This window comes from Marinicella pacifica, from assembly GCF_014636635.1.
In the GTDB taxonomy this organism is placed as follows: domain Bacteria; phylum Pseudomonadota; class Gammaproteobacteria; order Xanthomonadales; family Marinicellaceae; genus Marinicella; species Marinicella pacifica.
On record NZ_BMEO01000012.1, the window covers coordinates 40,577 to 65,446 of the forward strand.

Genomic DNA, 24,870 nt, shown 5'->3' on the forward strand with positions numbered 1-24,870 from the left:
CTATCTAAAACAAGTCATCGTAGTCAATTTTTTCCTGTTCATCTTTAGCAGGCGGTAATCGGCCCACCATAAAATATTCAAGCCGTCCACCGCTGGCCCCCGGGGGCAATAACTCACCGCTATCAGGATCAATGCGAGCTGATACCACGCCGGCGGGTATGGTACGTGTCTGTTCAGGCAAATCCTGCAAAGCGGTTTGCATATAATCTATCCAGATTGGCAAAGCCACCCGACCGCCTACTTCACCGCGTCCCATGGGTTCGGGTGTATCAAATCCAACCCACACATTGGTCACCACGTGCGGATGATAGCCGTTAAACCAGGCATCCATCTGGTCATTGGTGGTGCCCGTTTTACCGGCCAAATCATTGCGGCCCAGGCTTTTGGCTCGGACACCGGTACCGCGCTGAATCACTTCCTGCATAAAAGAATCAATAATAAAGGCATTTTCAGCACTGATCACTCGTGGCGCTTTGATTGCCTCGGGTTCGGTCACAACCGGTACATTATTGTCATCATTGTGTTTCACCACATCCTGATCTTGTGCATTGACCTGTATAAGCGGCGGTTGTTGCGGTTCATCAGCGGGGGGGTCAACTTCAATATCGGCAGCGTCTTTGGCACAACGATCACAAGCCAGCACATCCCGGTGTAAGTATACCGGTAAGTTTTGCTGATTATAGATGGCATCTATAACATAGGGTTTAATTAAAAATCCACCGTTGGCAAACACCCCGAAAGCCCGGTTCATATCAATGATGGGGACATTGGGACTGCCCAGTGAAATGGATAAATCACGGGGCACATCATCCGGATTAAAACCAAATTTTATGATGTGCTGGCGACCCTGCTGAATACCAATGTGGCGCAGCACCCGAATCGAGACCAGATTACGCGATTTAACCAGACCTTCTCTTAATCGGGTCGGCCCAAAGATTTTTTCACTGTAATTTTCCGGGCGCCAGGCACGTTCCAGATTGTCGTCTTCAAATACAATCGGCGCATCATTAATCAGACTCGCCGCGTTCAGACCGTTTTCCAGCGCTGCAGAATAAATAATCGGTTTAAAACCAGAACCCGGTTGGCGTTTAGCCTGAGTAACACGGTTAAATTTACTGATTTGGTAATCATAACCGCCCACTAAGGCATAGATTTGACCATTTTTAGGATTGCTGCTGACCAGCGCACCTTGAACATTGGGTATTTGGCTCAACAAAAATTCGCCTTCATTATCACGCGCCACCATCACCACATCACCGGTTTTAAGCACTTCTGTCATGTTTTGCGGTTTATTGCCCACCCGGTAATTGTCCACATAGGGTGCTGCCCAATCACTGTCCTCAAAGTTCAGTAATATATCCTGACCATCACCGAGTCGTGCCTGGGCTTCGCGCTCATCTACCGACAAAACCAAAGCCGCCTGCATACCGGCGGGTTTGGGGAACTCATTGAGTTGTTCAGTTAACTGGTCTAAATCCTGTAACGCCTCAGCATCATAATGTTGAACCGGTCCGCGGTAGCCGTGGCGTTTATCATACGCTTCTAAGCCTTTTTGCAGCGCTGTCTGTGCCGAAATTTGCAACGCACTGTCTATGGTGGTGACCACCCGATAACCATCGGTGTAAGCATCATCGCCAAACCGTTCCAACATTTCAATGCGCACCATTTCCGCCACCCACGGCGCCGATATTTCTATTTCAGGCTCATGCAATCGCGCTTCATCCGGTTCGTTGACAGCCTGTTCGTATTCCTGCCGGCTGATAAATTTCAACTCAAGCATGCGGGCCAAGACATAATTTCGACGTTGTAAAGCGCGTTCTGGACTGGTGATTGGATTAATCCGGGAAGGTGCTTTGGGTGGAGCAGCCAACATAGCCATCTGAGCTAAAGTGAGCTGATCCAATGTTTTTCCATAATAAACATCAGCGGCCGCCGCCACACCGTAAGCGCGGTGGCCCAACAATATTTTATTCAGGTACAGTTCTAAAATTTCATCTTTGGAAATGGTCCGTTCCAGTTTCACCGATAAAAACAGCTCCTTGATTTTTCGGCTCCAGGTTTGATCCAGAGAGAGAAACACATTACGGGTTAACTGTTGGGTGATGGTGCTACCGCCGCTTTGTTTTTGACCGGTGGTAATGATTTGCCAGGCTGCCCGCAGTATACCCTTGATATCAAAGCCGTGATGGTCATAAAAATTGGCGTCTTCTGCGGCAAGATACGCCTGCTTCACCCGAAGAGGAATGTCTTCAATGGCCACCGGAATGCGCCGTTTTGTCCCAAATACGGCCATCAGTTTTTCATCCTGGCTGTACACCCGTAAAGGCACCTGTAACCGATATTCTTTAATCGATTCAACGGATGGCAATTCCGGTTCAAAATATTTATACATCCCATAAACTGTGATAATGCCCAATAGCAAACAGACCAATCCGAGTTTGGTCAAAAACCACAGTACTTTAAGTGTTTTATGCATATTTTTTATCCTTAAGATGGGATGATGGTTTGTAATTACGGTGTCACATTATACAATGAATCACTTGCTTAACCGGCTTTGACCGAAACAGAGAACCAAAAATTTCATGAAAACCCAAAAACACATTGTAATTGTTGAAGATGAGACTGATTTGTTGGCCAATTACCGTGCCGCTTTAGAACAACACGGTTACCGTGTTACCGGACTTAACAGCCGCCAACAGGCCGACACATTCTTTCTGCAATCATTACCGGATTTGGCCATTTTAGACATCGGCCTCGGTGATGAACCCGATGCCGGTTTTGATTTGTGCCGAAATTTACGCCAGCAATCTGACAGTCTCCCCATTCTCATCCTCACCGCCCGCGACCATGAAGTGGACGTGGTGTCCGGCTTACGCTTGGGTGCCGATGATTACCTTAGCAAGGATATATCGATGCCCCACCTGCTGGCGCGGGTGGCCGGTTTATTTCGCCGCAGCGAACTGCGTGATAACAAACAACAGCAAAAGCAATGGCAACAAGGCCCCTTAACCGTACTCACCGACAATTTACAAGTACAATGGCACAATCAAACCGTGCCCTTGACCGTGACTGAATTTTGGATGGTGCAATCCCTGGCGCGTTATCCGGGCCAGGTCAAAACCCGTGATCAGCTGATGCAGGATGCCAATATCTATGTGGACGAAGGTACCATTACCTCACATGTCAAACGCATCCGCAAAAAGTTTATGGCAATAGACCCTGACTTTGATTGTATTGACACTGTTCACGGTATGGGCTACCGCTGGCAATCATGAAACTCAAATGGCAAATTGGTATCACTGCCCTGTTAAGCCTCTGTTTTCCAATTTTAATGTGGCTTACATTGTCACGATTAAACCTCAGTTACCAAAATAATTTACTCAACGCCGGTCGCCAGCAAGCCAACCTCATCGCCAACAGTATCGAGCAATACCTAAGCGACTTTGATCAGCCTATCTCAGGTCTTATCGCAGAGCCCCTGACACCCCCGATTCAGCTCAACGGCTTATCCGATGAATGGCTATCTTTAACCGCTTATGAAGCGGATGAACAGTTACAATTTAAATTAGGCCAACACCGGCAACAGCTTTATTTATGGGTTTTGGTGAAAGACACCACACGCCGCGCGGAACCCGGCGGTGACCAAATTTCTATTGCGTTCGGCGACGACGATAATATTGCGCTCACACATATCCAAAGACAGGCCGAAGGGCCTGTTAACGACATCGCGCCACTCAAAGCTTACTGGCATGAAACCGCCGGCGGTTATCAGCTGGAACTCCGACTGCCCGACCAGCATTTGACTCGGCTGGGCGTGGTGGCCACGGACCAAAATTTTTCCAGTAACACACGCTATTACGGTCATTATGCCAACAACAACATACAACTCAAAGCCCTATTTAAACCCGTTCAGGCATGGCACAAACGCCTCAGTCAAATCACCCCGAACAATGCCCGACTGCTGGTCACTGATGACCACAAGCGACCTTATTACGACATCAACAAAACCACCACACAAGCAAGCGATAATGACTGGCTGACCCATGTACTTTATCCGCTGATTTTTGCCAGTAAAAACAATGGCTCACAACATAATCTCGACCGACAAGTGATTCACAGGGACTTTCAGGGCGGACAAATAACCCTAACCCTGACCCACCCGCTGACCCACCGCAACTTAATTCGCACCTTTATTCAAACCATCGGTTGGCTGTTCGTCATCGCTTTGATGTTACTGCTGCTGTTTTTTGCCTATGCCGCCGTGTTGGCCTGGCGCATCCGCCGCTTAAGCCGTCAATTGCGTCATGTATTAGATGAATCGGGCATTATTCATAAACATTTACCCTCGTTAAAGGCTGCGGATGAAGTGGGTGATTTGTCCCGCGATTTGCATCAGTTGCTGAACCGCATGGACCAATACACTGATTATTTAAAACAACTGGGCAGTCGCCTAAGCCACGAAATGAAAACCCCGATCGGGATTATCCAATCGTCCCTGGACAATGTCAGTCATCAACAACTGCCGCCCCAGCAACAAACCTTTATTGATCGTGCCGCCAAAGCCAATACCCGTCTAAAATTCATCCTCAATCAACTCAGTTCATTAAGCCGTTTACAACAAGCCATCAATGAAAACGAACAACAGACTTTTGACCTCAATCAGTTATTAGAAGACTTGTTGCCCGCATACCAAAACCAATTAAACAAGATTCAATACCTTAGCCCCAATCAAGCCGTTATGATAAAAGGCAACCCGGACTTGATGGCACAACTTTTGGATAAAGTGATGGATAATGCAATGGATTTCAGCCTCTCCAATCACCCCATCCAGGTCGAATTAAGCCTTCACCCCGATAACCGACATTATCAACTGACCATTCGCAATCAGGGCCCCACCATACCGACAGAGAAATTAACCACCGTATTTGAATCATTACATTCCTACCGGAGTGAGTCTAAATCGGGACATTTAGGCATTGGCCTCTATGTGGCTCAACTGATTGCTCGTTTCCATCATGCTGACATCCACATCAACAACCAATACCAACCTGATGGTGTGGTGGTCACCCTGGCAGGAATGTGCGCAACTGATATCAGATAACGGCAAAGACTGACTAAAAAAGTCAAGCCAAGCTGAACAATGATTGATAGAATAAGCGGGTTTTTGAACATAATGAGTCCATCAGCATAAACTACGCCATGACCAAACACATCCCCAATTTCCTCACCATTCTCAGGGTCCTTTTGATACCGGTCATGATTCTGTTTTTTTATCTGCCCTTCGAATGGGCGCGTTTCGTGGCCTGCTGGGTATTTGTGCTGGCCGGCATCACCGACTTTTTTGACGGTTACATTGCCAGAAAATACAACGTATCATCCAAGCTTGGTGCTTTTTTAGACCCGGTGGCCGATAAATTAATGGTCACCACTGCACTGGTGGTTTTGCTCCAGGATCACCCCACCACCCTCATGATGATAGCCACAGCCGTTATTGTCGGTCGTGAAATCACCATCAGCGCCTTGCGCGAATGGATGGCCGAACTCGGCTCCCGCAGTGCCGTTAATGTCGCCATGGTCGGCAAAATAAAAACCGTCTTCCAAATGATGGCCATCGGTTTTTTACTCTATGAAGCCGACTTATGGTTTATACCCGTACAACAGATTGGTTTAGGCCTGCTTTACATTGCCGCCACGCTCACACTTTATTCCATGGTGGTCTATTTACGTGCCGCCTGGCCCCTGATGCGCGAATAATGACTTTTTTATCCAAAAATGGATTGACAATAAAAACATTACGGCTAAAATAGCCAACCTCAAAGCGGGAATAGCTCAGCGGTAGAGCACAACCTTGCCAAGGTTGGGGTCGGGAGTTCGATCCTCCTTTCCCGCTCCAAATAATAAAAGGGCTGATTAAATCAGCCCTTTTTTGTTTTCAGCCCAAGCGCTCGTCAAAACCCAAAACGAAGCTTGCACTGACAACAAATAAAAGCGAGAATAAAAACGCGAAGAAGATAGGCATATTTCCGGCTGGATGGCAGAGTGGTGATGCAGCGGATTGCAAATCCGTGTACCCCGGTTCGATTCCGGGTTCAGCCTCCATCTTCAAAACAAAAAAGGACCCAAAAGTCCTTTACAGCTTCAAATTTTTAACTAAAATGAAGCACTTCGCCAAACTGGCGAACGAAAACAAATTTGCTAAATTTATGGTTTCATAAAGTTGGCAAAAACAAGAAGATAACTTACGAATGCACGCTAATGCTTGAGCAAGTTTCGACTTAACAATTGATGATCTCACCAAGATTGAGGCATCAAATAGGATTTTTTTGCTAGTCTTATGGTTTCATGAGGTTAGCAGAGGCAAGGAAGGCGTTGTGAGTGCACACCTGTGCTCGAACAACAACTGACGCAGAATATGCTGACCTCATGGAAGCATAAGACAGCAAAAAAGCCCGGGTGGCGAAATTGGTAGACGCAGGGGACTTAAAATCCCCCGGTAGAAATACCGTGATGGTTCGATTCCATTCCCGGGCACCATTCTCTGGTTCCAACTCCCAAAACAATACTTCCGGCACTCAAAAAACCCGCCCCCCTATGCTATTTTAAATAATTAGCAACCAACGGAGATTAGTATGTGGATTTATATCAAATCACTTTTCATGGTTAAAGATCGACAGATTGCCAAAGAAATGGTGAAACACTTAAATCGCGCACCCAAACCAGCCGGCTTTAAACTCGCCAGACTAATGCGTCGCCGTGCCCGCAGAAATCGCTTTAAAGCTGATAACAGTACAAATCTTAAATATAAAGTAAAATAATGTGCTTGGTTACCCACACCTGAACCCAAACCAACCAAACACAAGCCCGAATCTGCGACCCAAACCTCAAATTATTGATAATAATCAAATAGCCAACCAAATTAAAAACCCGATACGCTACAATCATTCCATTCAATTCAAAAAAGAGAGTTTTTATGAAACGTATTTTATTAGCAGCTGTATTAACCGGCAGTCTTTTACTACTAAGCGCTTGTGATGCCCCATGTACGGAAGATGTTTTGCAAGATAAACTGGAAGAAGTGTCAGCCAAAATGCAGGAAATTGTGGAATCGGGTGATATGGGTAAGCTGATGTCCATTGCGGCTTATTCGCAGAAGTTAAACAAGTTACGTGATGTTAACAAAGATAATTTGGAACCAGCCTGTGAAGCGGTTGATGAATTATTGGCTGAATTAGACAATCTTTAATATTTTTGTGGTTAAGGCTGTGAACCAAAACACAGCCTTAATCGATCAACAGCGAAAAATCTCGCAATAAGTCTGTCATCGTTTTGTCTGTCAATCGTTGCTCACAAACAGGCTTGATGGCTTTATGGGCTTTTAATAATGTGCCGAATTGAGCCGTAGTATAATGTTTTTGGTTTTGACATTGGCCACAAAAACCATGGCAGGTGTTGCGTCCCGATAACGGACTGCCTCCGGCACCGACAATATGAAAGTCACCACAACAGACACTGCTCTCCATCCAATCACCGTTCATGTAATGCTGTAACAACAGTCCCAGATTATAGTTCGGTACCTGCAAGTAAGCCACGCTCAGATACAAACCCGGAAAAGAAACGTTGGCATAATCCGGATGTCGCACAATCATTTTCCGGTGTGACCATATCTGATTAAAGTGACGAATAAATAAAGCCAACTGCAACCATTGATGGTCACTGTGCTGCTGTTCAATCTGTTCGATATCGGCCTTATTCAGACCCAATACCTGAATGATTTTTTGGCGGTATATGGGTGCTAATTGCCCGCTACGCTCAAAGTGATGCAAGCGTCGCATGGCTTTGTTGGTATTTCGAAAACCCATGCGTTTAACTAACTCAAGATTGCTAAAACCGGCATTATTTTGTGCTTGTTTGATAAAATGGATTAAAGCCTGATTGCTGTTAGTGGGTTGATGCCATTTTTTGAGGTGGCTGACTTTGAAGTCTAAAATCATGTCTGTATTCCTGTTTAGTAGTGATTTATCTAACGCCCTACAATTTGGATTAAATGGCGTTTCAGCTTTATTATAAAATCAGCTCGGATCAATTAAAAGATTCAAGCGGTGCCTTCAGATTTCTATGCGACACGCTTTGACGCGTTCCCTGAGTTCAGGAATCACCTCTTGTTCAAACCAGGTATTTTGCATGCGCCAATAACGGTTGCGAGGCGAGGGGTGCGGTAACGGGAAATAGTCCGGTAAAAAATTATCGCGGTTGCGCACCGTTTCCGCCAGTGTTTTGGGTTTGTCTTTTAAATAGTATTTCTGGGCATATTGACCAATTAACAAAGTCAGTTCAATATTCGGCATCAGTTTGAACAAGGGTTCATGCCATAGAGGCGCACACTCCGGACGTGGTGGCAAATCACCGGACCGGCCACGGCCCGGATAACAAAATCCCATCGGCGCAATCGCAATAAGGCCCGAGTTATAAAATAAGTCACGCTCCATATTTAACCATCGGCGCAGTTCATCACCACTGGGGTCATTCCAAGGAATACCGGTTTCATGAACTTTGGTACCGGGCGCCTGGCCGATAATCAGGATTCGACTGCTACCTGAGGCCTGCACCACCGGCCGTGGTCCCAGCGGCAAATGATCCTCACACACCCGACACTGTCTGATTTTGTGTAATAATTGGTCCATTAATCTGTCGTTTTAATCAGTCGGGCCCGTCTTTTTTGCAATTGCGATTCACGGTGCGCAATGTAGGCACCTGAGGCGAAAACGACAACAGCACCGATCAATGTCCAGCGATCAACACGTTCATTAAAAAACAACCAGGCCAGCACGATAACAAATGGTAAACGGGCGAAATCAAAAGGCATCACCAATGACACCTCGCTGCCACGAATGGCGTGGGTAAACAATAAGTGCGCCAGACTACCGCTAAACCCCAACAAAACAAGTAACAGCCACCCCCAGGCATCCGGCCACTGCCACACCGTTAAAGCCACCGGCAATGACAACGGGGTCATCAACAAAACCATAAAAATAACAATGGTGTTGGGGTTTTCTGTGCGTGATAAATCTTTAATAATCAGCACCGAGGCGGCCATGGTTAAGGCCGAAAACACCACCACCAAAGAAGGGATTAAGTCACCATCCAGTGAAGGTCTAAGTATAATCAATGTACCAATAAAGCCAACAATGACCGCAGCCCAGCGCCGTGCATGGACTGCCTCTTTTAGAACCACCGCAGCACCTACAGTGACAAACAAAGGAACGGTAAACCCCAAAGCCACGGCTTTGGCCAGCGGCAAAACCGTTAAACCCCAAAAGAAACAGAACATGGAAACAATCCCAAGTACAGCGCGAACCATAAATAAAGGCAGGCGGTCGGTTCTGATAACGTTTAAACCGTGTTTAAAAAACCACGGCAACATAAACAACAAACCAAACACATTGCGAAAAAAGGCAATTTCAAAGGCATGTAACTGAACCGAAGCGGCGCGTATCAATACATTCATCACGCTAAAAGCCAATGCAGCCAACAGCATAAGCCCGATTGCACGGAGTAAACCTTGGGTGGTGCCTTGTGGGAACATACATGATTATGTAAACAGGATAATCAGGCATTGTAACAAATAAAACAGCTTCTCTTAGAGCACTTAAATAGATTTATTTCTAATATTTTTGTATGCGAATAAATCTCACTTAGACCCCGGTCAAACCAAGTGCTGACTTAGGTTTAAGCCTATATATCAATAACTTAGATGCCATAACCGCTAACCTGTTTTTAACAATTGAATAACTTTGAATTAACGGCGCATCGCTATAATGGAAGCCATCATGTCATTCGGCATGTGGTTTAACTTAAATTTTATGAGGACAATAATTATGAAAAATTATAAATCTAACAAGTTAAGAAATGCCATTAGAACGACAATTTTAGCGGCATCTATTGCTGTTACCCCCATCGCACTGGCCGATAACTCCCAGTACGATACGGACGATAAACTGAAAGATGCCTGGTTAGATGGTAAAGTGGAAACAGCTTTATTGGTTAACCGTCATCTCAATAATTTCACCATCGACACAGATGTAAAAGCACGGACAGTGATGTTATCAGGTACGGTCAACTCTGAAATTGATAAAGAGCTGGCCGGTGAAATCGCCAAAGGCATTGAAGGTGTAGCAAAAGTGGAAAATAACCTCACCGTTGAAAAGCCTGAGAAAATGAATCATGGCGAACACGCTGATCATGATTCTGAGCGCTCTTTCAGTAACTGGTATAACGACGCCACCACCACAGCAGCCATTAAATCAAAACTCCTGTGGAATGGCGAAACATCCGGATTAAAGGTGAATGTTGACACCATGTATGGTGAAGTCACTTTAAAAGGAAACGTCAGCAGTTCAGCTGAGAAAGATCTGGTTGAAAAAATTGCTGAAAATACCGACGGTGTTCGCAGTGTTGATAATCAATTACAGGTTGTCAAAGATTCATAAATAACCGTCAACAGGCTGACGGGGACTTGTCCCCGTTGGCATCCTTTAACCAAAAACGAGGGTTTTTATTATGTTATATTGGGCATTAGTTTTTTTAGTCGTCGCACTGATTGCAGCCGCCTTAGGTTTTGGCGGAATCGCCGGTGCCTCAGCAGGAATCGCCAAGATTATCTTCTTTATTTTCTTGGTGTTACTGGTACTTTCATTACTCGGTCACGTACTCAGGTAGTTGTGATCATAACCTAGAAAAACCCCGCCTTTATCGCGGGGTTTTTTATGGTTCAACTTATTTTTTTAGCAGTAAAACAATCCCCACCACCGCAGCAACAGCACCACCAATCAGGTAATACATGGTTTCGTCACTGTAACGACCGGTGAGGGCTTCTGAAGCTTCCTCTAAAGGGGCATCCGCGGCATTTAAACCAAAAAACACCAACACAGCACCTAAGACCAATAACACCAAACCAATAATTTTATTCGTACTCATACAATTCACATCCTCTTTTCATATTAAAAAAATACGTTTAAATAAACGCAACCAATCCGCTAATCGGAGTCGGATTTCTTCACTTCATCTTTTTCACAGCCGCCATTATTTTTCACGATTTTTTTGGCGTTATAACCAATGCGCAAAATCAGAAAATTAATCACGGCAATAATGATGGCTATCTCAAAACGTTGCCAGGCCACCGACATGCCTATGGCACCGGTGTTCCAGATACTGGCCGCATTGGCTAACCCTGAAACCCTTGAATCATCTTTCATTTTTAAAATGGCGCCGCCGCCGATAAAACCAATGCCGGTAACAATACCGGCCATAAATTTACCAATGGCTTCATCATTGCTTATGACATCCAGACAGAGCAAGGTATAAGAACAGGTGGCCACCGCCACCAGAGGAAAGGTGCGCACACCGCCGCCTGAAGAATTGGCTTCACGATTAACCGCCACCGGCAAAGTCAATAACAAGGCAAAACCTATCAAAACCAGGTGGCGTAAGATAACGCTCCACTCAATGTAATGTTCAACGTTAATGCCAAGGAAATCCAACATGGTTAATCGCTGTTTTTACGGGCATCATTGATGGCATTAAGGTACTGATCACCCATTTCTTCAGATTGTTCATCACTCAGCACTTTATCGGCTTTGGGAAAATAATCCTGTTCTTCCTCTTCTAAATGATGCAGCACTTTATCGGCTAAATTCCTGGCGTGTTTTAACCACCCGGAAGAATCAAATGCGGTTTGTTCAACCTGCTCGACCAGTTCATCTATTTCATGGTGTTCGGCAATACCATGGCGGGCATCCTCCTGGGTGCGGTCGATTTCAATTAAAGGCACATAAAAATGCCGCTCTTCGGCATCTGCATGAATCGATAGTTCCTGTTTCAGCTGTTTAAATAAACCTCGCCTTTCTTCAGAATCGCCCGTTGTATCCAGTAATTGCTCAATTAAATCTCTTTGAATGGCATGATCCAATCTAATGGCCTGATCAATTTTCATGGGGTTACTGCTTATAAAACCTAATTATTTTAAAGCAATTACCTCAAAAAAATCAATAATTTATCGACGTTTAACTGTTCATTCTAATGGGCTTTGTCCGCCTTACCGAAGCCACATAAATACCAATCATAACAGCCACAAAGCCAAGGATATCGAGCATGGATGTGGGGCGACTGAAAAAGACAATATCCCATAACATGGACAGCGCCGGTTGTAACAATAAAATCAATCCGACCAGTGAAGTGGCCAACAAAGGCATCGATCGGGTAATCATCACCCAACCAATCACCTGGCAAAACACCCCCAAACTAATCATTGAAAATAAGGTTTGATTATCGTGAATTACAAAAGAATCACCTTCTAATACAGCTAAAATCGCCAAAATAACGGCACACATGAGTGACACCATGCCTAAATTGGACATTGGCGACAAGGCACTGTGCATGCCCTGCACTTGTCGCAACACCAGCATAAAACCGGTGTAAGCCACCGCTGTCAATAAACCGTAAACCACACCGATGCGATAATCGGCGTCAAAATTGGCCCAATCAACACCCACCAGTAAAAACAAACCGATAAAAGCCAGCCCCAAACCGGTTATGAAACGCCAACCGACCCGTTCACTTAAAAACAACACACCGAACAGGGTCATAAAAAACACCTGAAAATTACCTAAAACCGTGGCCAAACCCGGTCCTACAAACAGAATACTGCGGTGCCACAGCCACAAATCCACAGCAAAAAACATCGCCGCAAATAATAATTTAAGCGTATAGGCACCACTGTGCCAAAGTTGTCGGCCGGTGATTAAACAAACCACAATCAACAAGCCGCCACCAATGGCCATGCGATAAAAACCGCTGACTGTGGGGGCTAAATCTGCCAATTTAACCCAGACGCTGGAGGTACTGATTAAGATGGCGCCAAACAGCAAAGCGAAGGCCGCTGTTTGTCGTTGCTTTGCATGATTCATTGGCGTCGCTTACATCGCTTAACAAAAGGCCATTATTGTTATCTTTAGCGTCGGATTCAATCATTTTTTTGACCCAAATCAACCAAATAGTTTTTATCTCTGCCTATAATGCCTCCATGAAAAATATACAGTCAGATTTACCCCGTTCTTATTACGGTTTGTTTGCCTTAGGCTTTCGGTCTTTATTTTTTATGGCCGGACTCGGTGGTTTGGGGCTGATTTTGGCCTGGTTATTATTTCAGCACCACGGTGTGATTTTTTCAGGTCTTAGCTACTACACCCCGAATTTATGGCATGCCCATGAAATGGTGTTTGGATACACCATGGCGGTCATCGGTGGTTTTTTATTAACTGCTATCGGCAACTGGACCCGCCGCCCCACATCCACACCGGTGACCTTGGCTGCACTGACGTTTATATGGCTGTCAGGCCGACTGGTGGCCTTTATACCGGGCTTACCCGGATGGTTGATTGCCTGTGTGGATGTTTTATATTTAATCATGCTGGTGGTCATGATTGCCATTCCCTTGATTCAGGCCGGCAATAAACGTAATTATTTTATGATTGGTCTGGTGGGTTTATTTGCCTTTATCAATATTTCAGTTCATGTCGCCATTCTTTCCGGCGAATACACCTGGGCGCGGGCTTTAACCAATTTTGTGCTGTTCTGGGTATTGTTATTAATTATCATCATGGCCGGCCGGGTGTTCCCCATGTTCAGCCAAAATGGTGTGCCTGAGCGCTATGTGGCTAAACGCTATCAGGTAATTGAATTATTAATTCCGCCCATGATGATTGCCTGGATTTTTGCTTTGAGTTTGGCACCGCACATCACCTGGCTTTGGGGTGGCTTAACAATCATTAATATTATTTTGCACAGTATTCGTTTATTTGGCTGGTATAACCGGCAAATCTGGCTTAAGCCGCTGGTGTGGGTATTGCATCTGGGGTATGCCATGCTGATTATTGGTTTTATCATGATGTTTGCCATGATATTTAAACCCGGTATTTATTACCTGGCGTTACATATGCTGACCATCGGCTGTTTAGGTATTATTACCGTCGGTATGATGACCCGGGTCAGTTATGGCCACAGCGGCCGGAATTTACACAGTCCACCTAAAGTGCTGGCACCGATTTTTATTTTACTGGTTCTGTCAGTTCTGGTTCGCTCTGTTTTACCGCTGTTCGGTATCATCGGCCACTTTAACGGTATGCTGATATCCGGCGGTCTGTGGGCACTGGCCTTTTTATTGTTCACTGTGCGATATATACCGGTGTGGTTTAAACCCCGGGCGGATGGCCAACCGGGCTGATTTCTAACCATAAAAAAGCCCGGCATATTAACCGGGCTTTTTATTAACTTTATGAGACCTCTGCATAAGTCTGGAGCTTTGGAAAAAAGAATTGAAAAGCTAAAGTTCAAGGCAGGAAACGCGAGTAATAGCAGGGCTATTGATTAGTTTTCTAACGCAGAAATTTAGCTTTTCAAACTTTTTAACATGATTCACGACTTCTGCAAAGGTCTCTTTATAATGGTTTTAATCAAAACCATCTTTAAAAATCAAATCCGAACAGGCCGCCACCTGCTCAGGGCTCACCACCACATGAAAAGCCGCATCCACAGGCATCGCAGCTAAATCCTGGTTATAAACACGCCAATAGCCCCCAGAATAATATACCCCGACAGGATGGGCATTATAAACACCTTGAGATACACTTTGGGTCACATGTACCTGGGCACAGGGCACACCGTTAATGATGGGATTATCTAAAGTGGTTCGGTTGGAAACAATGTTAGCCGCAGAAGCCACATGCTCCCAGGCACTTTTACTGGGTTCCTGGAAATAAACATTATAATTGGCGCCATTGGGGATGTTGACCAAATCCAGATTACTGATGTTCCACTTGCCAAAACCGTACCAGACACCGGGCGGATGGTCGTTATAGGTGCCGGTCCAATGTTGCGTGACTTGCAAAATACGTTGGGATTGACCATCTAAACCTGATTTATTGATATTGGTATAATTATTGCCCGCAGCCGTGACCTCATGTTCAAAGGTGTTCGATACCGCAGCAAATTTAGCCACATTAAAAGCCGCATTGGGTTCAATATCGACTAAACCCTCATTAAAGACGCGCCATTTTCCACCGGTATAATAAATACCCTCATTATCATTATTATAAGGCCCAACAGCGCCATTGTGGGACCAGTTTGAGGTGATGTGAATTTCATCCGCACCACTGTCGCCGTTCAAATCCGGATGATCCAAAGTGCTGATATAAGAGCCCGTACCTTTATTAACATGGGTATAAAACACATCGCCCGATTCATAAGCACCGATATCTAATTGCGCGGCACCACTGCCTTTTTTCTTCATGCGAATGCCACCGTCGGCATCAATAAACGGGCTGCCACCCAAAGCCAATAAGGCTATGGATTGCGCACTGTCAATTGCTGGTGAGCCGGGTCTTAAACGGGCATTTTGTAAACCCACAATCTGTGGATTAATTGACAGCGCATTGGGACCCGGTGTATAACCCGTGTTGCTAGTGACATCGTAGACCAGATTATAGTCATGGGTTACGGTAGCGGCTGCAGGAAAGTAAAAACCGGTAATGCCATATGCCACCAGATTGTTATAAACATAGGCATCCACCATGGCACCGGGCACCTCAATAATATCCACGCCATAGCGGGATTCAATCATACTGTTATTGACGATTTCAGCTTCAATATCACCATCCAGCGCCTCAAGATGTACACCCGAAGGGAAATAAAAATCATCATGCCGATAAAAGGCATTGCTGCCAATTTTGGCATGAATATCGCTGTTATTATGTTCGCTTAACACATAAACGCCTCCCTGGGTGGCTCCATAAATCTCATTGCCAATAACATTCATATCGATACCGCCACCGACCCGTTCATTCAACATAATACCCCGAGATTCAATGCCCACTGCCGTCACTGTATTACCGTACACGCGGCCGGTGGCGGTGCCGTTACCAATTGTTTTATAAACGCTGATGGCACCGAACTCATCAGATGGGCTGTTCAAAAAGTTGGTATGAACCCTGTTGTAACTGACATCAAAATGAATGTCATCATAACTGGTGTTATAGACCCGAATACTGGCAACATTGGCATTGGTGTGAGTGACATCATTATGAGTCACATAAATACTATGCGGTGCACCGGCACCCACCACCTGCATACTGCCACCAAGCAACGTAAGACCCTTGACCCGAACCGTATAAGCCCCGTTGGCATACACCTGAACATTATTACCTACTGAAAATTTGGGCTTATAACCGTTAGCTGCCACCAAAGAGACGGCTTTGTTGGCAAAAATGTTCTCATTTATGGTGCTATTGGTGCGTATTTCGATGTACTCACCCACCGGACTACCATCGATACAGGCCTGTAACGTGGTGTTACAGGGTGCCGCCCCACCCGGCCAGAAACTAAAGGCTGCCGCCGGCAGACTTATCACTGTCATGATTAAAATTAAAATGTTCTTCATAGCTTTACTCCTTATAAAAAGTCAGCACCCAAACAGGGTGTCTGACTTATTGATTCGTAAAAGCACAAAAATTTATGACATCAACTCTGAAAATTATTTATTTTTCAGACTGTTTCAATGTGTTTTCAGGCTTTTCAGACTTCAAAAACGTGTAATGAAGCCTCCTAACAAAAAAAGAGCACACATGAAAAAAAGTCTATATACCTTAATAATGGTCATCGCCGGTTTATGGCAGATACAATCACACGCCTTTGTCACTGTCGGCAGCGATGCGGCCTGTGATTACAACAATCTGACCGATGCCTATAATGATAATGATGTCTTCGTCCGGGTCACCACACAAGGTGCTTTCAGTAACCAATTTGAAATCACCAAACCCAAATGGTTTACCGGTGGCTATTTGAACTGCACCGATGCCGCCAACGGTGATCGCAGTGCGGAGAAATCAAAATGGCGGTCAGTGTTTAATAACAATGTCGTGCGCATTAATGCCCAACAAGCAGCCAAAGCCCTGATAGTCATTGACGGTTTTGAAATTTTTAATGGCCTGAATAACGATCCTGAGGGCGCCGGTGGCATTCAAATCGAAGGTAACAGTCAATTGTTACTGGCCGAATCGGTGGTCTATGACAACACCGGTGGTACCGGCGGCGGTATTAAGGTCAGTGGTGCCGATGCTCAGCTGTTAATCAGCAACAGTATCATTCGAAACAATCAGTCTGTATCAGGTGGCGGTATTTATTGTGACAATCAAGGCACCGTCACCATATTGGGTCAGTCTGCTATCAACAACAACCAAGCCACCTATGGCGGCGGTATCTATGCCGATACCCAATGTGATATACAAATGAACAGCGGTGACAGTCTGCCGCCACTACAGGCAGAATTTGGGGTTTTAAGAAACACGGCAGAAGTCGGCGGGGGCGCCTTGTTGCTGGGCGGTAGCCAAATGGAAATCAAGGGTTCTTTGGAACATCCTGCCAGCATTGTACTGAATATGGCCGACACGGACGAGGTTGAAAGCGGTGGCGGCGTTTATCTGGCCGGTCAAGGGACCCGTTTTGAAGCCATTAACGGCCGCATTGAATCCAATATAGGTACCTTTTTTGGCGGTGGTTTTTCGGTTCAGGATCAGGCAGTGTTTGTGATGCGTCGATTACCCGGTGATTGCTGGGATAATGAGCGCTGTTCCTCACTGTCGAATAATATTCTAATTTCCGTTGACGGTGATACAGAAAGCTATGGCGGTGCCGGTGATTTATTTGAAGGCGGTGTGGCCAATATTTCGCAAACCCGCATAGACGGTAACCTGGGCAACAGTGTCAGTGGCTTTAACCTGGACGCCTATGCCTACCTGCGCCTGGAAAGTAATTTAATCATTAACAACCGACATTTTAACGATGACACCGCAACCACTTTAATTCGTGTCAGTGGCGCACCCGCTGAAGGCTCCAATGTGGATATGTTTTACACGACTGCGGCCAATAATACCACCTCCTTACCCCTGATAAACGTCAGAAATGACAGCCAACATACCCTTAATGTTTTTAACAATATCATCGACCACAGTACCAGCGATATTTTGGGGTTTTTTGATGCCGGACAAAATAACAGCCTAATGCAATGGGACTGTTTGTTTACTTCTGAATCGGCATCATTAACCGGCAATATGGGCTTTATCAGCTTGCAAGACCCGATGTTTGTGAATAAAGTCCAAAGCAATTACCGCTTATCACCGGCCTCGCCGGCCATCGATGCCTGCGATGAATCCGCTTTTATCGGTGCCAGTTATCCTGACTTTGTGGGTCGAGATCGCGGCTTTGATGAACCCGGTGTGGCCAATCATTTAGGCCCGTTTGATGCCGGTGCTTATGAGGCCAATCTGGATTTGATTTTTCAAAACGGCTTTGAGTGATTGCGATGCGTTGGTTTCTGTTAACGCTGGTTCTGACCGGCGTGTCACACAATTCAACGTCATTGAAATCTGACGAGAAAATTACAGTGGGTGGTGGCGTGGCATGTCACTACCCGCCGGATCGCTTAAATCAAGCCATCATAGAACATAACACCCTCTATCTCACCACCGAAACTGTTTATCCACCAATCCAAATCAATCACCCTAAGTTGACCCTGATTGGTGGCTTAGCTGATTGTGGCGACTGGAATCAGCTACGAAATCATTCGCAAAAAAGTATTATTACGGGGTTTCATCAATACCGGCCGGTCACCATTTCAACGGCGGACGACACGGCAAACAGCCAAATAAAACTGGTTAACCTGCGGTTAACACACGGACAAGCTGACACAGGTGGAGGTTTGCACATCACCGGACCGGCCCGTGTTGTACTTAAAAACACCGTGATTGAACACAACATCGCCGACCGGCGGGGTGGTGGCATGGTTTTATCGGGGCCTCATGTGACTCTGCAATTAATCAACAGTCTGGTTCAGAAGAATGTGGCCAAAAAACTCGGCGGCGGCATCAGTTGTGAGGGTGATCACCGCATCCGCATCGAACATTCACAACAAATAGACAACAATCAGGCGCCGCTTGCAGATGATTATTTGCTGGATCAGGGGTGTCTTGTCAAAATTAATTCGGTTGACTGACCGCACCGGCGTGTTCAGTCTTGAGCGCAACCGTCAGACTTAGTATTTTATCTTGCAAAGATTTCATAACAACATCATCGACACGCGCTGCCCCGCTTAAATTCTGTTGTTCAAGGCGTGTTTGCTCCAGACGATTAAGATAAGTTTCATAAGACAGATCAGATTGGTTGGCGTTGCTTAATTTGAGTTCCCAAAACTGCTCAGCCAGAAACAACCAACTTTCAATGTCTGACTCATTCAGGTCTGTCACGGCTTGATTGTATTGTTGTGTGTTTTCTAAAAAAAGATAAGACCAGGCCAATGCCAATTTGGCCAGGGTTTTTTCATGATTTTGCGCTTCTGCCAGTTCCATGACTTTCTGCGCTGCTTCAATGGCTTTAATCGGCTGTTCACTGCGGGCATGGCTCAAGGCAAAATAAGCCAGTAACATCGGCCTTTGGTAATTAAAATTATTCACCTGTGAGGCCTGCCAGGCAGCCTGTAATCGATCGGCCGCCGCCGACCATTGTTTTTGATGTGCTAAATTCATCCCCTGGTAAAGTTGAACAATGGCCATTGGCGCGGATTGATTGAGTTGCTCTGCGTAATGCTGAGTCAATTCTAACAGCGCTTGCGCCTGCTGGCTTTGAAAGGTCACCACCAACAGATAATTCAATGTCATTAATTTCGGGTTCAAACCGCGTCCACTTTGACTTTTAAGCTGATATTTCAAGGCTTCTTGTATGTGACCGATGGCTTCAAGGGGTTGGTTTTTCTGCAAATAAATCTGACTCATCATACTGTAAGCCGATGCAATGTAGCGGCCTTCACCAATCTGCAAACTTAAATCCAAACCCTGTTGCAGTAATTTTTGGGCCTGATCCACATCATTCATTACCAGGTAAGTGGCCGCCAGATTATTCACCGCCATCATTTGTCCGGTTGCATCATCACCCTGTTTGGCCCGACTGGCGGCTTGCCGGTATATGTCAATGGCCGCCTGAAAATCACCGGATTTTTTATGTAAAAACGCCAGTTCCATCAAAGCATCCACCACCTGGGCGTTGCTGTCCGACGCCTTCAATAAGGCCAGCGCTTTTTGTACGTGCTCGGTTTGCGGCTGATCCTGACCCAGGGCTCCGTAAGCCCGCGAAAGCAGTATGTGACTTTCACCCAAAGCGGTTGTTTGTTGGGTCTCGCTAAAATAATGCAGGGCCTGCTTTAATGCCGCCACACTGTCTGAATAGCGCTGCAATTCAAGCAACGCCTGACCTTGTTGCTGATACAGGAATCCCAAATCAGCGCTTGAATAACTGACCGTGTCAGCCAGCGTGTCATTAATGTGCTGCAAACCGGCCTGCCAATCGGATTGGGACAATTCAAGGATGCTTTGTTTTTGTGCAGTATTCAGTTGGTTTATTGACTGTCGGGGACTCATCCACCCCAAAACACCGTAAACAAGCGCCGATAAAATAAGCGCAGCAATCAGCACGAAAACAAGTTTTTTGCGATGACTTTGAGGTTTTTTTCGGTTACCGTCAGATACACCGTCTTGGTGTTTCGAACATTCAGAGACCGCATACTTAAGCCGATAGCCCTTACCGTAAACATTTTCAATACTGTCCTCCGGTAAGCCGATGTCTTGTAATACACCACGGCAGGTTTGGATTTGTTTGAACAAAGACGCTTCACTGACAATCACCTCTCCCCAAACCGTTTGCATGAATTCGTCTTTAGAGATGATCGATTGCGGATTTCGAAAAAACAGCAATAAGGCGGCCATGGTTTTATCAGTCAGTGTAATCACTTGTGTGCCATGATTGAGCTGGTTGGCCTGAAGACTAAAGTTTATTTGCTTGATTCTGTATTGCATGGGGCTATCTTATCTTAACTCCGCGATTGTGAATGATATCTTTTTTTCACATCTTTTTTTAGGCGCTCAAAAAAATGTTGCAGCCGACGTCGATCGGCAGGGGTGAGTTGTTCATTGCGGTAGCGTATGCGCAGATAACATTGCTGAAAATCATTCACCGATTTTTTTAAGCCAGGGTACTGTTCGACAATAGAGTGGGTGACCGCTTCCATACCTGCTGATTGACGGGCATAAATTGCCGGTTCTTTTTTAAATAAATCCATAAACCGCAAGTACCACTGTTGCAAATTGTTGTAGCGGGGGCGTTGACGCCACCACAGCCAGCTGAAAATCAAAGCACCGCTGGCAGCCAGTACGGACAATAAAATCACAGCCAACACTTTGCCGTCGCGGTGTTGAATGCCGATGGCGTCAAACAAAGCCTGCTGTTTACTAACATTAAAATCACGCACCCATTGGTTCCAGCGAAAACGGTAGCGGTCTAAATGTTCTCGGGTCTGTCGTAACCAGGGAAAATCGAAAAAACTGCGCCGCTGTTCAATAATATTTCCCGACCCCCTGAATAAGCGTTCCGGTGACACCACAGAAGTGGGATCAACCCGTTGCCAATAGCCGCCCAGTTCATGATCCGGTTGATCAATGTATACTTCCGCCCAGGCATGGGCATCGGATTGTTTGACCAACACATAGTCGCCCATATCAACCCCGCCTTGATAACCGGTCACCACCCGTGCCGGTAAACCCGCCATACGCATCATCACCACAAAGGTGGAAGCAAAGTGTTCGCAAAATCCGCGTCTGGACTCATATAAAAACTCATCAATAACTTCGTTACTGTGCAAAGCCGGCGGTGAATAGGAATACAAATAATCCTCAGTACGAAACCAGTTAAGGGCTTTATTAATCATGCCATAGGCAGAATCATCTGTTGCTTGCCACTGCTTGATCATGATTTGGGTCTGAAGATTCAAACCTTCAGGAAAGTCCAGCAACCACTTGCGTTGATACTGAGGCAAACGCTGATACAGGCGATCAGTGACCGCCGAAGACAGCCGATAATGTTTCAATTGATTAACCTTATTCATCGAAAACAAGGTCGAAGTCGGTGACATCAGCGACCCTTGCGGTGCGTTCAAAACGACATCCAGACCAAACATATAATGACGACCGTTTGGCTCCATTTCTATACCGTATTCAATTATCGCAGCCTGGCGGTCATAAGCCACCTGTCCACGCGATCGTCTGAACTCATGACGCGTCCATGTACGCCCATCAAACTCACTGAGTACCGGGCCACGCCAGTAAAGCTGATTGTTCTCCGGTTTATTATTGGACCCGAAAGTCACCCGAAAAGCCGGTGAGTCGTCCATAAACAACTCAATAATGGATCCGGGGCTCATTTCATCGGAAATACCGGTTTTACCTTCACCGAAAATATCAGGCGAACCCCAGATTGGCGAGCCCAATCGTGGAAAAGCCAGAAAAAACAGCACCGCAAAAGGCAAAGCCATCGCCAGCCAGCCGATACTGGCTTTAAGTTGTTTTTTCTCAAACCAGGCTGAACCGTGTTGATAATTGATCACCGCCAACGCGTGGGTGGTGACCCAGGCAGACAGCAACAAATACATCACCAAAACCAAATCCTGAGAGTACAAAAACCGGGTCATGGCAACAAAATAACACAGCATCACCACCAACAAGGCATCTCGCTGTCGATAGGTTTCCAGTAGTTTTAACACCGTCATAGTGATTAAAATGGTGACTGAAATTTCCCGCGATAAACCAAAACCCTGACTGTAAACGATCAGCAATAAGGCGGCGATGGCGACCATCATTAAAATGATGTTATAGGCTTTTTTAATGTGCTTAACCTGCACATAAAAACGGTACGCGATGACCACTGTCATCATCGGCGCGAACCACAGCGGCAGGCGATAAAGCTGTGGCAAGACAGCCACCACCACCGCCAGAACAATCCAGAACACCTGTTTAGTGGATAATTGTGATGCCATACGCGCTATGACACACCTCCTGGACCAAACACAGCCAAAGCCGTCAGGCATTCATGATAATGGCGTTCACCACGGCCCATACCACTGTCAAACTGAGGCAGCTTTAACTGGTATGTGAGTGTCTGCCGCTCGGCTTCCACCACCCAGGCAGTCAATCGTGATAAGCGTTTTTCAATGTCTTTTAAATTCAGCTGGCTGTAATCAAAACACAGCTCTTTGCCCTGTTTTAAATGATATTTTTTCACAAAGGTTCCCTGGCCCTGGGCGGATTTTTTCCAGGCGATATCGCGGATGGGATCACCGCTTTGGTATGTTCTCAAATCATCCATTTCATCACCCTGTACCACAGAGCTATCCGGCCCTTCCACACCACCATGATGGGCAAAGGACGGGCACGGTTGTTCCGGACGCGGATAAACCAGCACCGTTGCTTTCGGCTGACAATATGCCCAGACAGTGACCAGACCCAGGGGATAACGGGTCAACAGTTTTAACCGCGGCAAGGGCTGATACCCCCGTTGTTCAGCGTCAGCGGCAAGCTGCCACTGCCCAGATTGATGAAGGATATTGGCGGTATCCACGGATTCATCCATTTTGACTTGAATTTGGTAACGGTCTGTGGGGGCCAACAGTTGCAAGCGCAAAGTATAACGCTCACCGGCAAACACCGGTGCGGCATGCACCTGATCGATCACCACATTTTTTAAGTTGAAAAAGGTTTTATATAAAATAACCTGCGCCAGGCCAAACAGCAAAAACACCAACATCAGACTCATGTTGTTATTGAAGTTCAAACCGGCCAGCATCATGGTGGAACCAATCAGAAAGAAAAACAAACCGGGCTTTGACGGCAACACATACAACCGCCGCCAATGCAAGCGCACCGGCAAGGCTTCTCGACCACGGCGATTGATAAAATAATTTTTAAGCCGTTTAAACAAGGTTGGCGCTGTCGAGCATCTCTTCGATATACTCATCGGCCAGGCGTCCGTCATCAGTCAGCAAACGATGTCGACACACCGGATAAAAACTCATGGTCACATCATCAGGGGTAATAAAATCACGACCGGCCATAAAAGCCTGACTCTGGGCCATGCGAAAAAGACCTAAGCCGGCACGGGGTGACAGACCTTGCTGAATATGCGGGTGTTTGCGACTTTGGGTGATCAGCCATTGTAAATAATCCAATACCTCTTCAGCGGCATGCACCCGGGTGACCGCTTGCTGCCAACTGAGTAGTTGTTCAGCGTTACTGAGTGCCGGCAGCGGTTGTTTCATGCTTTGTAAATACGTACTTGAATAAATTTTACGTTCACCGGCCTCGCTGGGGTAACCCAGACTTAAACTAATTAAGAACCGATCCAGTTGAGAGTGTGGCAGTGAATAGGTGCCCGAATCATCAATCGGGTTTTGGGTCGCCATCACAAAAAACACCTCATCCATCGGATACGTCTTTCCATCCATACTGACCTGATTTTCAGCCATGGCTTCCAGCAGGGCGCTTTGGGTTTTGGGGGTGGCACGATTGAGTTCATCGGCCAACAGAAACTGGGTGAAAATCGGACCCTTATGATAGCTGAAGGCTTGCTTTTCAGGGTGGTAAATACTGACACCCAACACATCACTCGGCATCATATCCGACGTTAACTGGATGCGGTTATAATCCAAGCCAAACACCTGCGCCACGGAAGCGGCCAGCGTGGTTTTACCCAAACCCGGACGGTCTTCCAGCAACACATGCCCCCCGGCCAGTAAGGCAGCTATCACTTGCCGAATGGCGGATTCTTTATCTAAAATCCGTTCACTGACACAATCTATAATTAGCTCAATGGCGGTGACCGAATTATCTTTTTGAGGTTTCTGGGGCTGTGTTGTCGTCATATAAAATCTTGAATCAGGTGGGTTAA

General features: G+C 46.0%; 22 protein-coding genes and 3 tRNA genes. 12 read left to right on the forward strand and 13 right to left on the reverse strand.

From position 1 onward, the window contains the following. Nucleotides 1-4: 4 nt before the first annotated feature. Nucleotides 5-2,476 (reverse strand): penicillin-binding protein 1A, encoded by a 2,472-nt coding sequence (locus IEV16_RS11370; RefSeq protein WP_188365835.1) that lies wholly within the window; start codon nt 2,474-2,476, stop codon nt 5-7. A 106-nt stretch (nt 2,477-2,582) separates the two neighbouring features. On the opposite strand from IEV16_RS11370, the gene pdsR reads away from it, so the two are divergent. From pdsR to IEV16_RS11405, 7 genes are all read left to right on the forward strand, one after another. Next, nucleotides 2,583-3,275, forward strand: a complete 693-nt coding sequence (gene pdsR / locus IEV16_RS11375; RefSeq protein WP_188365836.1) for a proteobacterial dedicated sortase system response regulator — start codon at nt 2,583-2,585, stop codon at nt 3,273-3,275. Beyond that, nucleotides 3,272-5,101, forward strand: coding sequence for an ATP-binding protein (locus IEV16_RS11380; protein ID WP_188365837.1), 1,830 nt, complete (start codon nt 3,272-3,274; stop codon nt 5,099-5,101). Before pdsR ends, IEV16_RS11380 begins: the two co-directional genes overlap by 4 nt. A 98-nt stretch (nt 5,102-5,199) precedes the next feature. Beyond that, nucleotides 5,200-5,754, forward strand: a complete 555-nt coding sequence (gene pgsA, locus IEV16_RS11385) for a CDP-diacylglycerol--glycerol-3-phosphate 3-phosphatidyltransferase (RefSeq protein ID WP_188365838.1) — start codon at nt 5,200-5,202, stop codon at nt 5,752-5,754. A gap of 64 nt (nt 5,755-5,818) precedes the next feature. Continuing rightward, nucleotides 5,819-5,893, forward strand: a tRNA-Gly gene (locus IEV16_RS11390). Between the two features lie 132 nt (nt 5,894-6,025). Continuing rightward, nucleotides 6,026-6,099 (forward strand) — tRNA-Cys (locus IEV16_RS11395). 348 nt (nt 6,100-6,447) lie between these two features. Further along, a tRNA-Leu gene (locus tag IEV16_RS11400) sits at nt 6,448-6,534 on the forward strand. A 436-nt stretch (nt 6,535-6,970) separates the two neighbouring features. Continuing rightward, the gene (locus IEV16_RS11405) at nt 6,971-7,243 is read left to right on the forward strand and encodes a hypothetical protein (RefSeq protein WP_188365839.1); all 273 of its coding nucleotides are present in this window, start codon (nt 6,971-6,973) and stop codon (nt 7,241-7,243) included. 37 nt (nt 7,244-7,280) lie between these two features. Here the strand turns inward: IEV16_RS11405 and IEV16_RS11410 are convergent, their stop codons facing one another. From IEV16_RS11410 to IEV16_RS11420, 3 genes are all read right to left on the reverse strand, one after another. Continuing rightward, complete coding sequence (locus IEV16_RS11410) at nt 7,281-7,991, reverse strand: hypothetical protein (RefSeq protein WP_188365840.1); 711 nt, start codon at nt 7,989-7,991, stop codon at nt 7,281-7,283. A 114-nt stretch (nt 7,992-8,105) separates the two neighbouring features. Then, nucleotides 8,106-8,681, reverse strand: coding sequence for a uracil-DNA glycosylase family protein (locus IEV16_RS11415; protein ID WP_188365841.1), 576 nt, complete (start codon nt 8,679-8,681; stop codon nt 8,106-8,108). Next, a complete protein-coding gene (locus tag IEV16_RS11420; RefSeq protein WP_188365842.1) occupies nt 8,681-9,583 on the reverse strand; it encodes a DMT family transporter in 903 nt (300 codons plus the stop codon). Before IEV16_RS11420 ends, IEV16_RS11415 begins: the two co-directional genes overlap by 1 nt. Nucleotides 9,584-9,875: 292 nt before the next feature. Between IEV16_RS11420 and IEV16_RS11425 the strand changes: the two genes are divergently transcribed. Both IEV16_RS11425 and IEV16_RS11430 read left to right on the forward strand, forming a co-directional pair. After that, on the forward strand, nt 9,876-10,487 hold the full coding sequence (locus IEV16_RS11425) for a BON domain-containing protein (RefSeq protein WP_188365843.1): 612 nt from the start codon (nt 9,876-9,878) through the stop codon (nt 10,485-10,487). Between the two features lie 70 nt (nt 10,488-10,557). Next, nucleotides 10,558-10,716 carry a DUF1328 domain-containing protein gene (locus IEV16_RS11430; RefSeq protein ID WP_188365844.1) on the forward strand — a complete coding sequence of 53 codons (159 nt, stop codon included), beginning with the start codon at nt 10,558-10,560 and terminating at the stop codon, nt 10,714-10,716. Between the two features lie 57 nt (nt 10,717-10,773). On the opposite strand, the gene IEV16_RS11435 is transcribed toward IEV16_RS11430, so the two are convergent. The 4 genes from IEV16_RS11435 to IEV16_RS11450 all read right to left on the reverse strand — a co-directional run bounded on the left by IEV16_RS11435 (nt 10,774) and on the right by IEV16_RS11450 (nt 12,962). Next, on the reverse strand, nt 10,774-10,974 hold the full coding sequence (locus IEV16_RS11435) for a DUF3185 family protein (RefSeq protein ID WP_188365845.1): 201 nt from the start codon (nt 10,972-10,974) through the stop codon (nt 10,774-10,776). A 59-nt stretch (nt 10,975-11,033) separates the two neighbouring features. Then, nucleotides 11,034-11,540: an MgtC/SapB family protein gene (locus IEV16_RS11440; protein WP_188365846.1), complete on the reverse strand. Its 507-nt coding sequence runs from the start codon at nt 11,538-11,540 to the stop codon at nt 11,034-11,036. Between the two features lie 2 nt (nt 11,541-11,542). Next, nucleotides 11,543-11,989, reverse strand: coding sequence for a hemerythrin domain-containing protein (locus IEV16_RS11445; protein ID WP_188365847.1), 447 nt, complete (start codon nt 11,987-11,989; stop codon nt 11,543-11,545). A gap of 70 nt (nt 11,990-12,059) precedes the next feature. After that, complete coding sequence (locus IEV16_RS11450) at nt 12,060-12,962, reverse strand: DMT family transporter (protein WP_188365848.1); 903 nt, start codon at nt 12,960-12,962, stop codon at nt 12,060-12,062. Between the two features lie 116 nt (nt 12,963-13,078). Between IEV16_RS11450 and IEV16_RS11455 the strand changes: the two genes are divergently transcribed. Next, nucleotides 13,079-14,278, forward strand: coding sequence for an NnrS family protein (locus IEV16_RS11455; RefSeq protein WP_188365849.1), 1,200 nt, complete (start codon nt 13,079-13,081; stop codon nt 14,276-14,278). Between the two features lie 225 nt (nt 14,279-14,503). On the opposite strand, the gene IEV16_RS11460 is transcribed toward IEV16_RS11455, so the two are convergent. Beyond that, entirely contained in the window at nt 14,504-16,489 is a 1,986-nt protein-coding gene (locus IEV16_RS11460; protein WP_188365850.1) for a DUF7452 domain-containing protein, read from the reverse strand. A gap of 184 nt (nt 16,490-16,673) precedes the next feature. Here IEV16_RS11460 and IEV16_RS11465 point away from each other — a divergent pair, with 184 nt between their 5' ends. Together IEV16_RS11465 and IEV16_RS11470 are read left to right on the forward strand one after the other, a co-directional pair. Further along, a complete protein-coding gene (locus IEV16_RS11465) occupies nt 16,674-18,404 on the forward strand; it encodes a hypothetical protein (RefSeq protein ID WP_188365851.1) in 1,731 nt (576 codons plus the stop codon). A gap of 5 nt (nt 18,405-18,409) precedes the next feature. After that, nucleotides 18,410-19,099 carry a hypothetical protein gene (locus IEV16_RS11470; protein WP_188365852.1) on the forward strand — a complete coding sequence of 230 codons (690 nt, stop codon included), beginning with the start codon at nt 18,410-18,412 and terminating at the stop codon, nt 19,097-19,099. Here IEV16_RS11470 and IEV16_RS11475 read toward each other — a convergent pair. Genes IEV16_RS11475 through IEV16_RS11490 form a run of 4 tightly spaced genes read right to left on the reverse strand, consistent with a single transcriptional unit; the run spans nt 19,083 to nt 24,844 of the window. Beyond that, nucleotides 19,083-20,951 carry a tetratricopeptide repeat protein gene (locus IEV16_RS11475; RefSeq protein ID WP_188365853.1) on the reverse strand — a complete coding sequence of 623 codons (1,869 nt, stop codon included), beginning with the start codon at nt 20,949-20,951 and terminating at the stop codon, nt 19,083-19,085. The two genes, IEV16_RS11470 and IEV16_RS11475, sit on opposite strands and share 17 nt — an antisense overlap. A gap of 14 nt (nt 20,952-20,965) precedes the next feature. Then, nucleotides 20,966-22,963 carry a transglutaminase TgpA family protein gene (locus tag IEV16_RS11480; protein ID WP_188365854.1) on the reverse strand — a complete coding sequence of 666 codons (1,998 nt, stop codon included), beginning with the start codon at nt 22,961-22,963 and terminating at the stop codon, nt 20,966-20,968. A 5-nt stretch (nt 22,964-22,968) separates the two neighbouring features. Beyond that, nucleotides 22,969-23,940 (reverse strand): DUF58 domain-containing protein, encoded by a 972-nt coding sequence (locus tag IEV16_RS11485; protein WP_188365855.1) that lies wholly within the window; start codon nt 23,938-23,940, stop codon nt 22,969-22,971. Then, nucleotides 23,897-24,844, reverse strand: a complete 948-nt coding sequence (locus tag IEV16_RS11490; RefSeq protein WP_188365856.1) for an AAA family ATPase — start codon at nt 24,842-24,844, stop codon at nt 23,897-23,899. The genes IEV16_RS11485 and IEV16_RS11490 overlap by 44 nt, the downstream gene beginning before the upstream one ends. Between the last annotated feature and the right edge of the window lie 26 nt (nt 24,845-24,870).

Bases quoted from the DNA above. Each gene is read 5' to 3' on its own strand.
- pgsA (WP_188365838.1), top strand. From the start codon at position 5,200: ATGACCAAACACATCCCCAATTTCCTCACCATTCTCAGGGTCCTTTTG.
- IEV16_RS11445 (WP_188365847.1), bottom strand. From the start codon at position 11,989: ATGAAAATTGATCAGGCCATTAGATTGGATCATGCCATTCAAAGAGAT.
- IEV16_RS11475 (WP_188365853.1), bottom strand. From the start codon at position 20,951: ATGCAATACAGAATCAAGCAAATAAACTTTAGTCTTCAGGCCAACCAG.
- IEV16_RS11410 (WP_188365840.1), bottom strand. From the start codon at position 7,991: ATGATTTTAGACTTCAAAGTCAGCCACCTCAAAAAATGGCATCAACCC.
- IEV16_RS11380 (WP_188365837.1), top strand. From the start codon at position 3,272: ATGAAACTCAAATGGCAAATTGGTATCACTGCCCTGTTAAGCCTCTGT.
- IEV16_RS11370 (WP_188365835.1), bottom strand. From the start codon at position 2,476: ATGCATAAAACACTTAAAGTACTGTGGTTTTTGACCAAACTCGGATTG.
- IEV16_RS11420 (WP_188365842.1), bottom strand. From the start codon at position 9,583: ATGTTCCCACAAGGCACCACCCAAGGTTTACTCCGTGCAATCGGGCTT.
- IEV16_RS11455 (WP_188365849.1), top strand. From the start codon at position 13,079: ATGAAAAATATACAGTCAGATTTACCCCGTTCTTATTACGGTTTGTTT.
- IEV16_RS11490 (WP_188365856.1), bottom strand. From the start codon at position 24,844: ATGACGACAACACAGCCCCAGAAACCTCAAAAAGATAATTCGGTCACC.
- IEV16_RS11460 (WP_188365850.1), bottom strand. From the start codon at position 16,489: ATGAAGAACATTTTAATTTTAATCATGACAGTGATAAGTCTGCCGGCG.
- IEV16_RS11435 (WP_188365845.1), bottom strand. From the start codon at position 10,974: ATGAGTACGAATAAAATTATTGGTTTGGTGTTATTGGTCTTAGGTGCT.
- pdsR (WP_188365836.1), top strand. From the start codon at position 2,583: ATGAAAACCCAAAAACACATTGTAATTGTTGAAGATGAGACTGATTTG.
- IEV16_RS11415 (WP_188365841.1), bottom strand. From the start codon at position 8,681: ATGGACCAATTATTACACAAAATCAGACAGTGTCGGGTGTGTGAGGAT.
- IEV16_RS11465 (WP_188365851.1), top strand. From the start codon at position 16,674: ATGAAAAAAAGTCTATATACCTTAATAATGGTCATCGCCGGTTTATGG.
- IEV16_RS11425 (WP_188365843.1), top strand. From the start codon at position 9,876: ATGAAAAATTATAAATCTAACAAGTTAAGAAATGCCATTAGAACGACA.
- IEV16_RS11485 (WP_188365855.1), bottom strand. From the start codon at position 23,940: ATGAGTATATCGAAGAGATGCTCGACAGCGCCAACCTTGTTTAAACGG.
- IEV16_RS11470 (WP_188365852.1), top strand. From the start codon at position 18,410: ATGCGTTGGTTTCTGTTAACGCTGGTTCTGACCGGCGTGTCACACAAT.
- IEV16_RS11430 (WP_188365844.1), top strand. From the start codon at position 10,558: ATGTTATATTGGGCATTAGTTTTTTTAGTCGTCGCACTGATTGCAGCC.
- IEV16_RS11440 (WP_188365846.1), bottom strand. From the start codon at position 11,540: ATGTTGGATTTCCTTGGCATTAACGTTGAACATTACATTGAGTGGAGC.
- IEV16_RS11405 (WP_188365839.1), top strand. From the start codon at position 6,971: ATGAAACGTATTTTATTAGCAGCTGTATTAACCGGCAGTCTTTTACTA.
- IEV16_RS11450 (WP_188365848.1), bottom strand. From the start codon at position 12,962: ATGAATCATGCAAAGCAACGACAAACAGCGGCCTTCGCTTTGCTGTTT.
- IEV16_RS11480 (WP_188365854.1), bottom strand. From the start codon at position 22,963: ATGGCATCACAATTATCCACTAAACAGGTGTTCTGGATTGTTCTGGCG.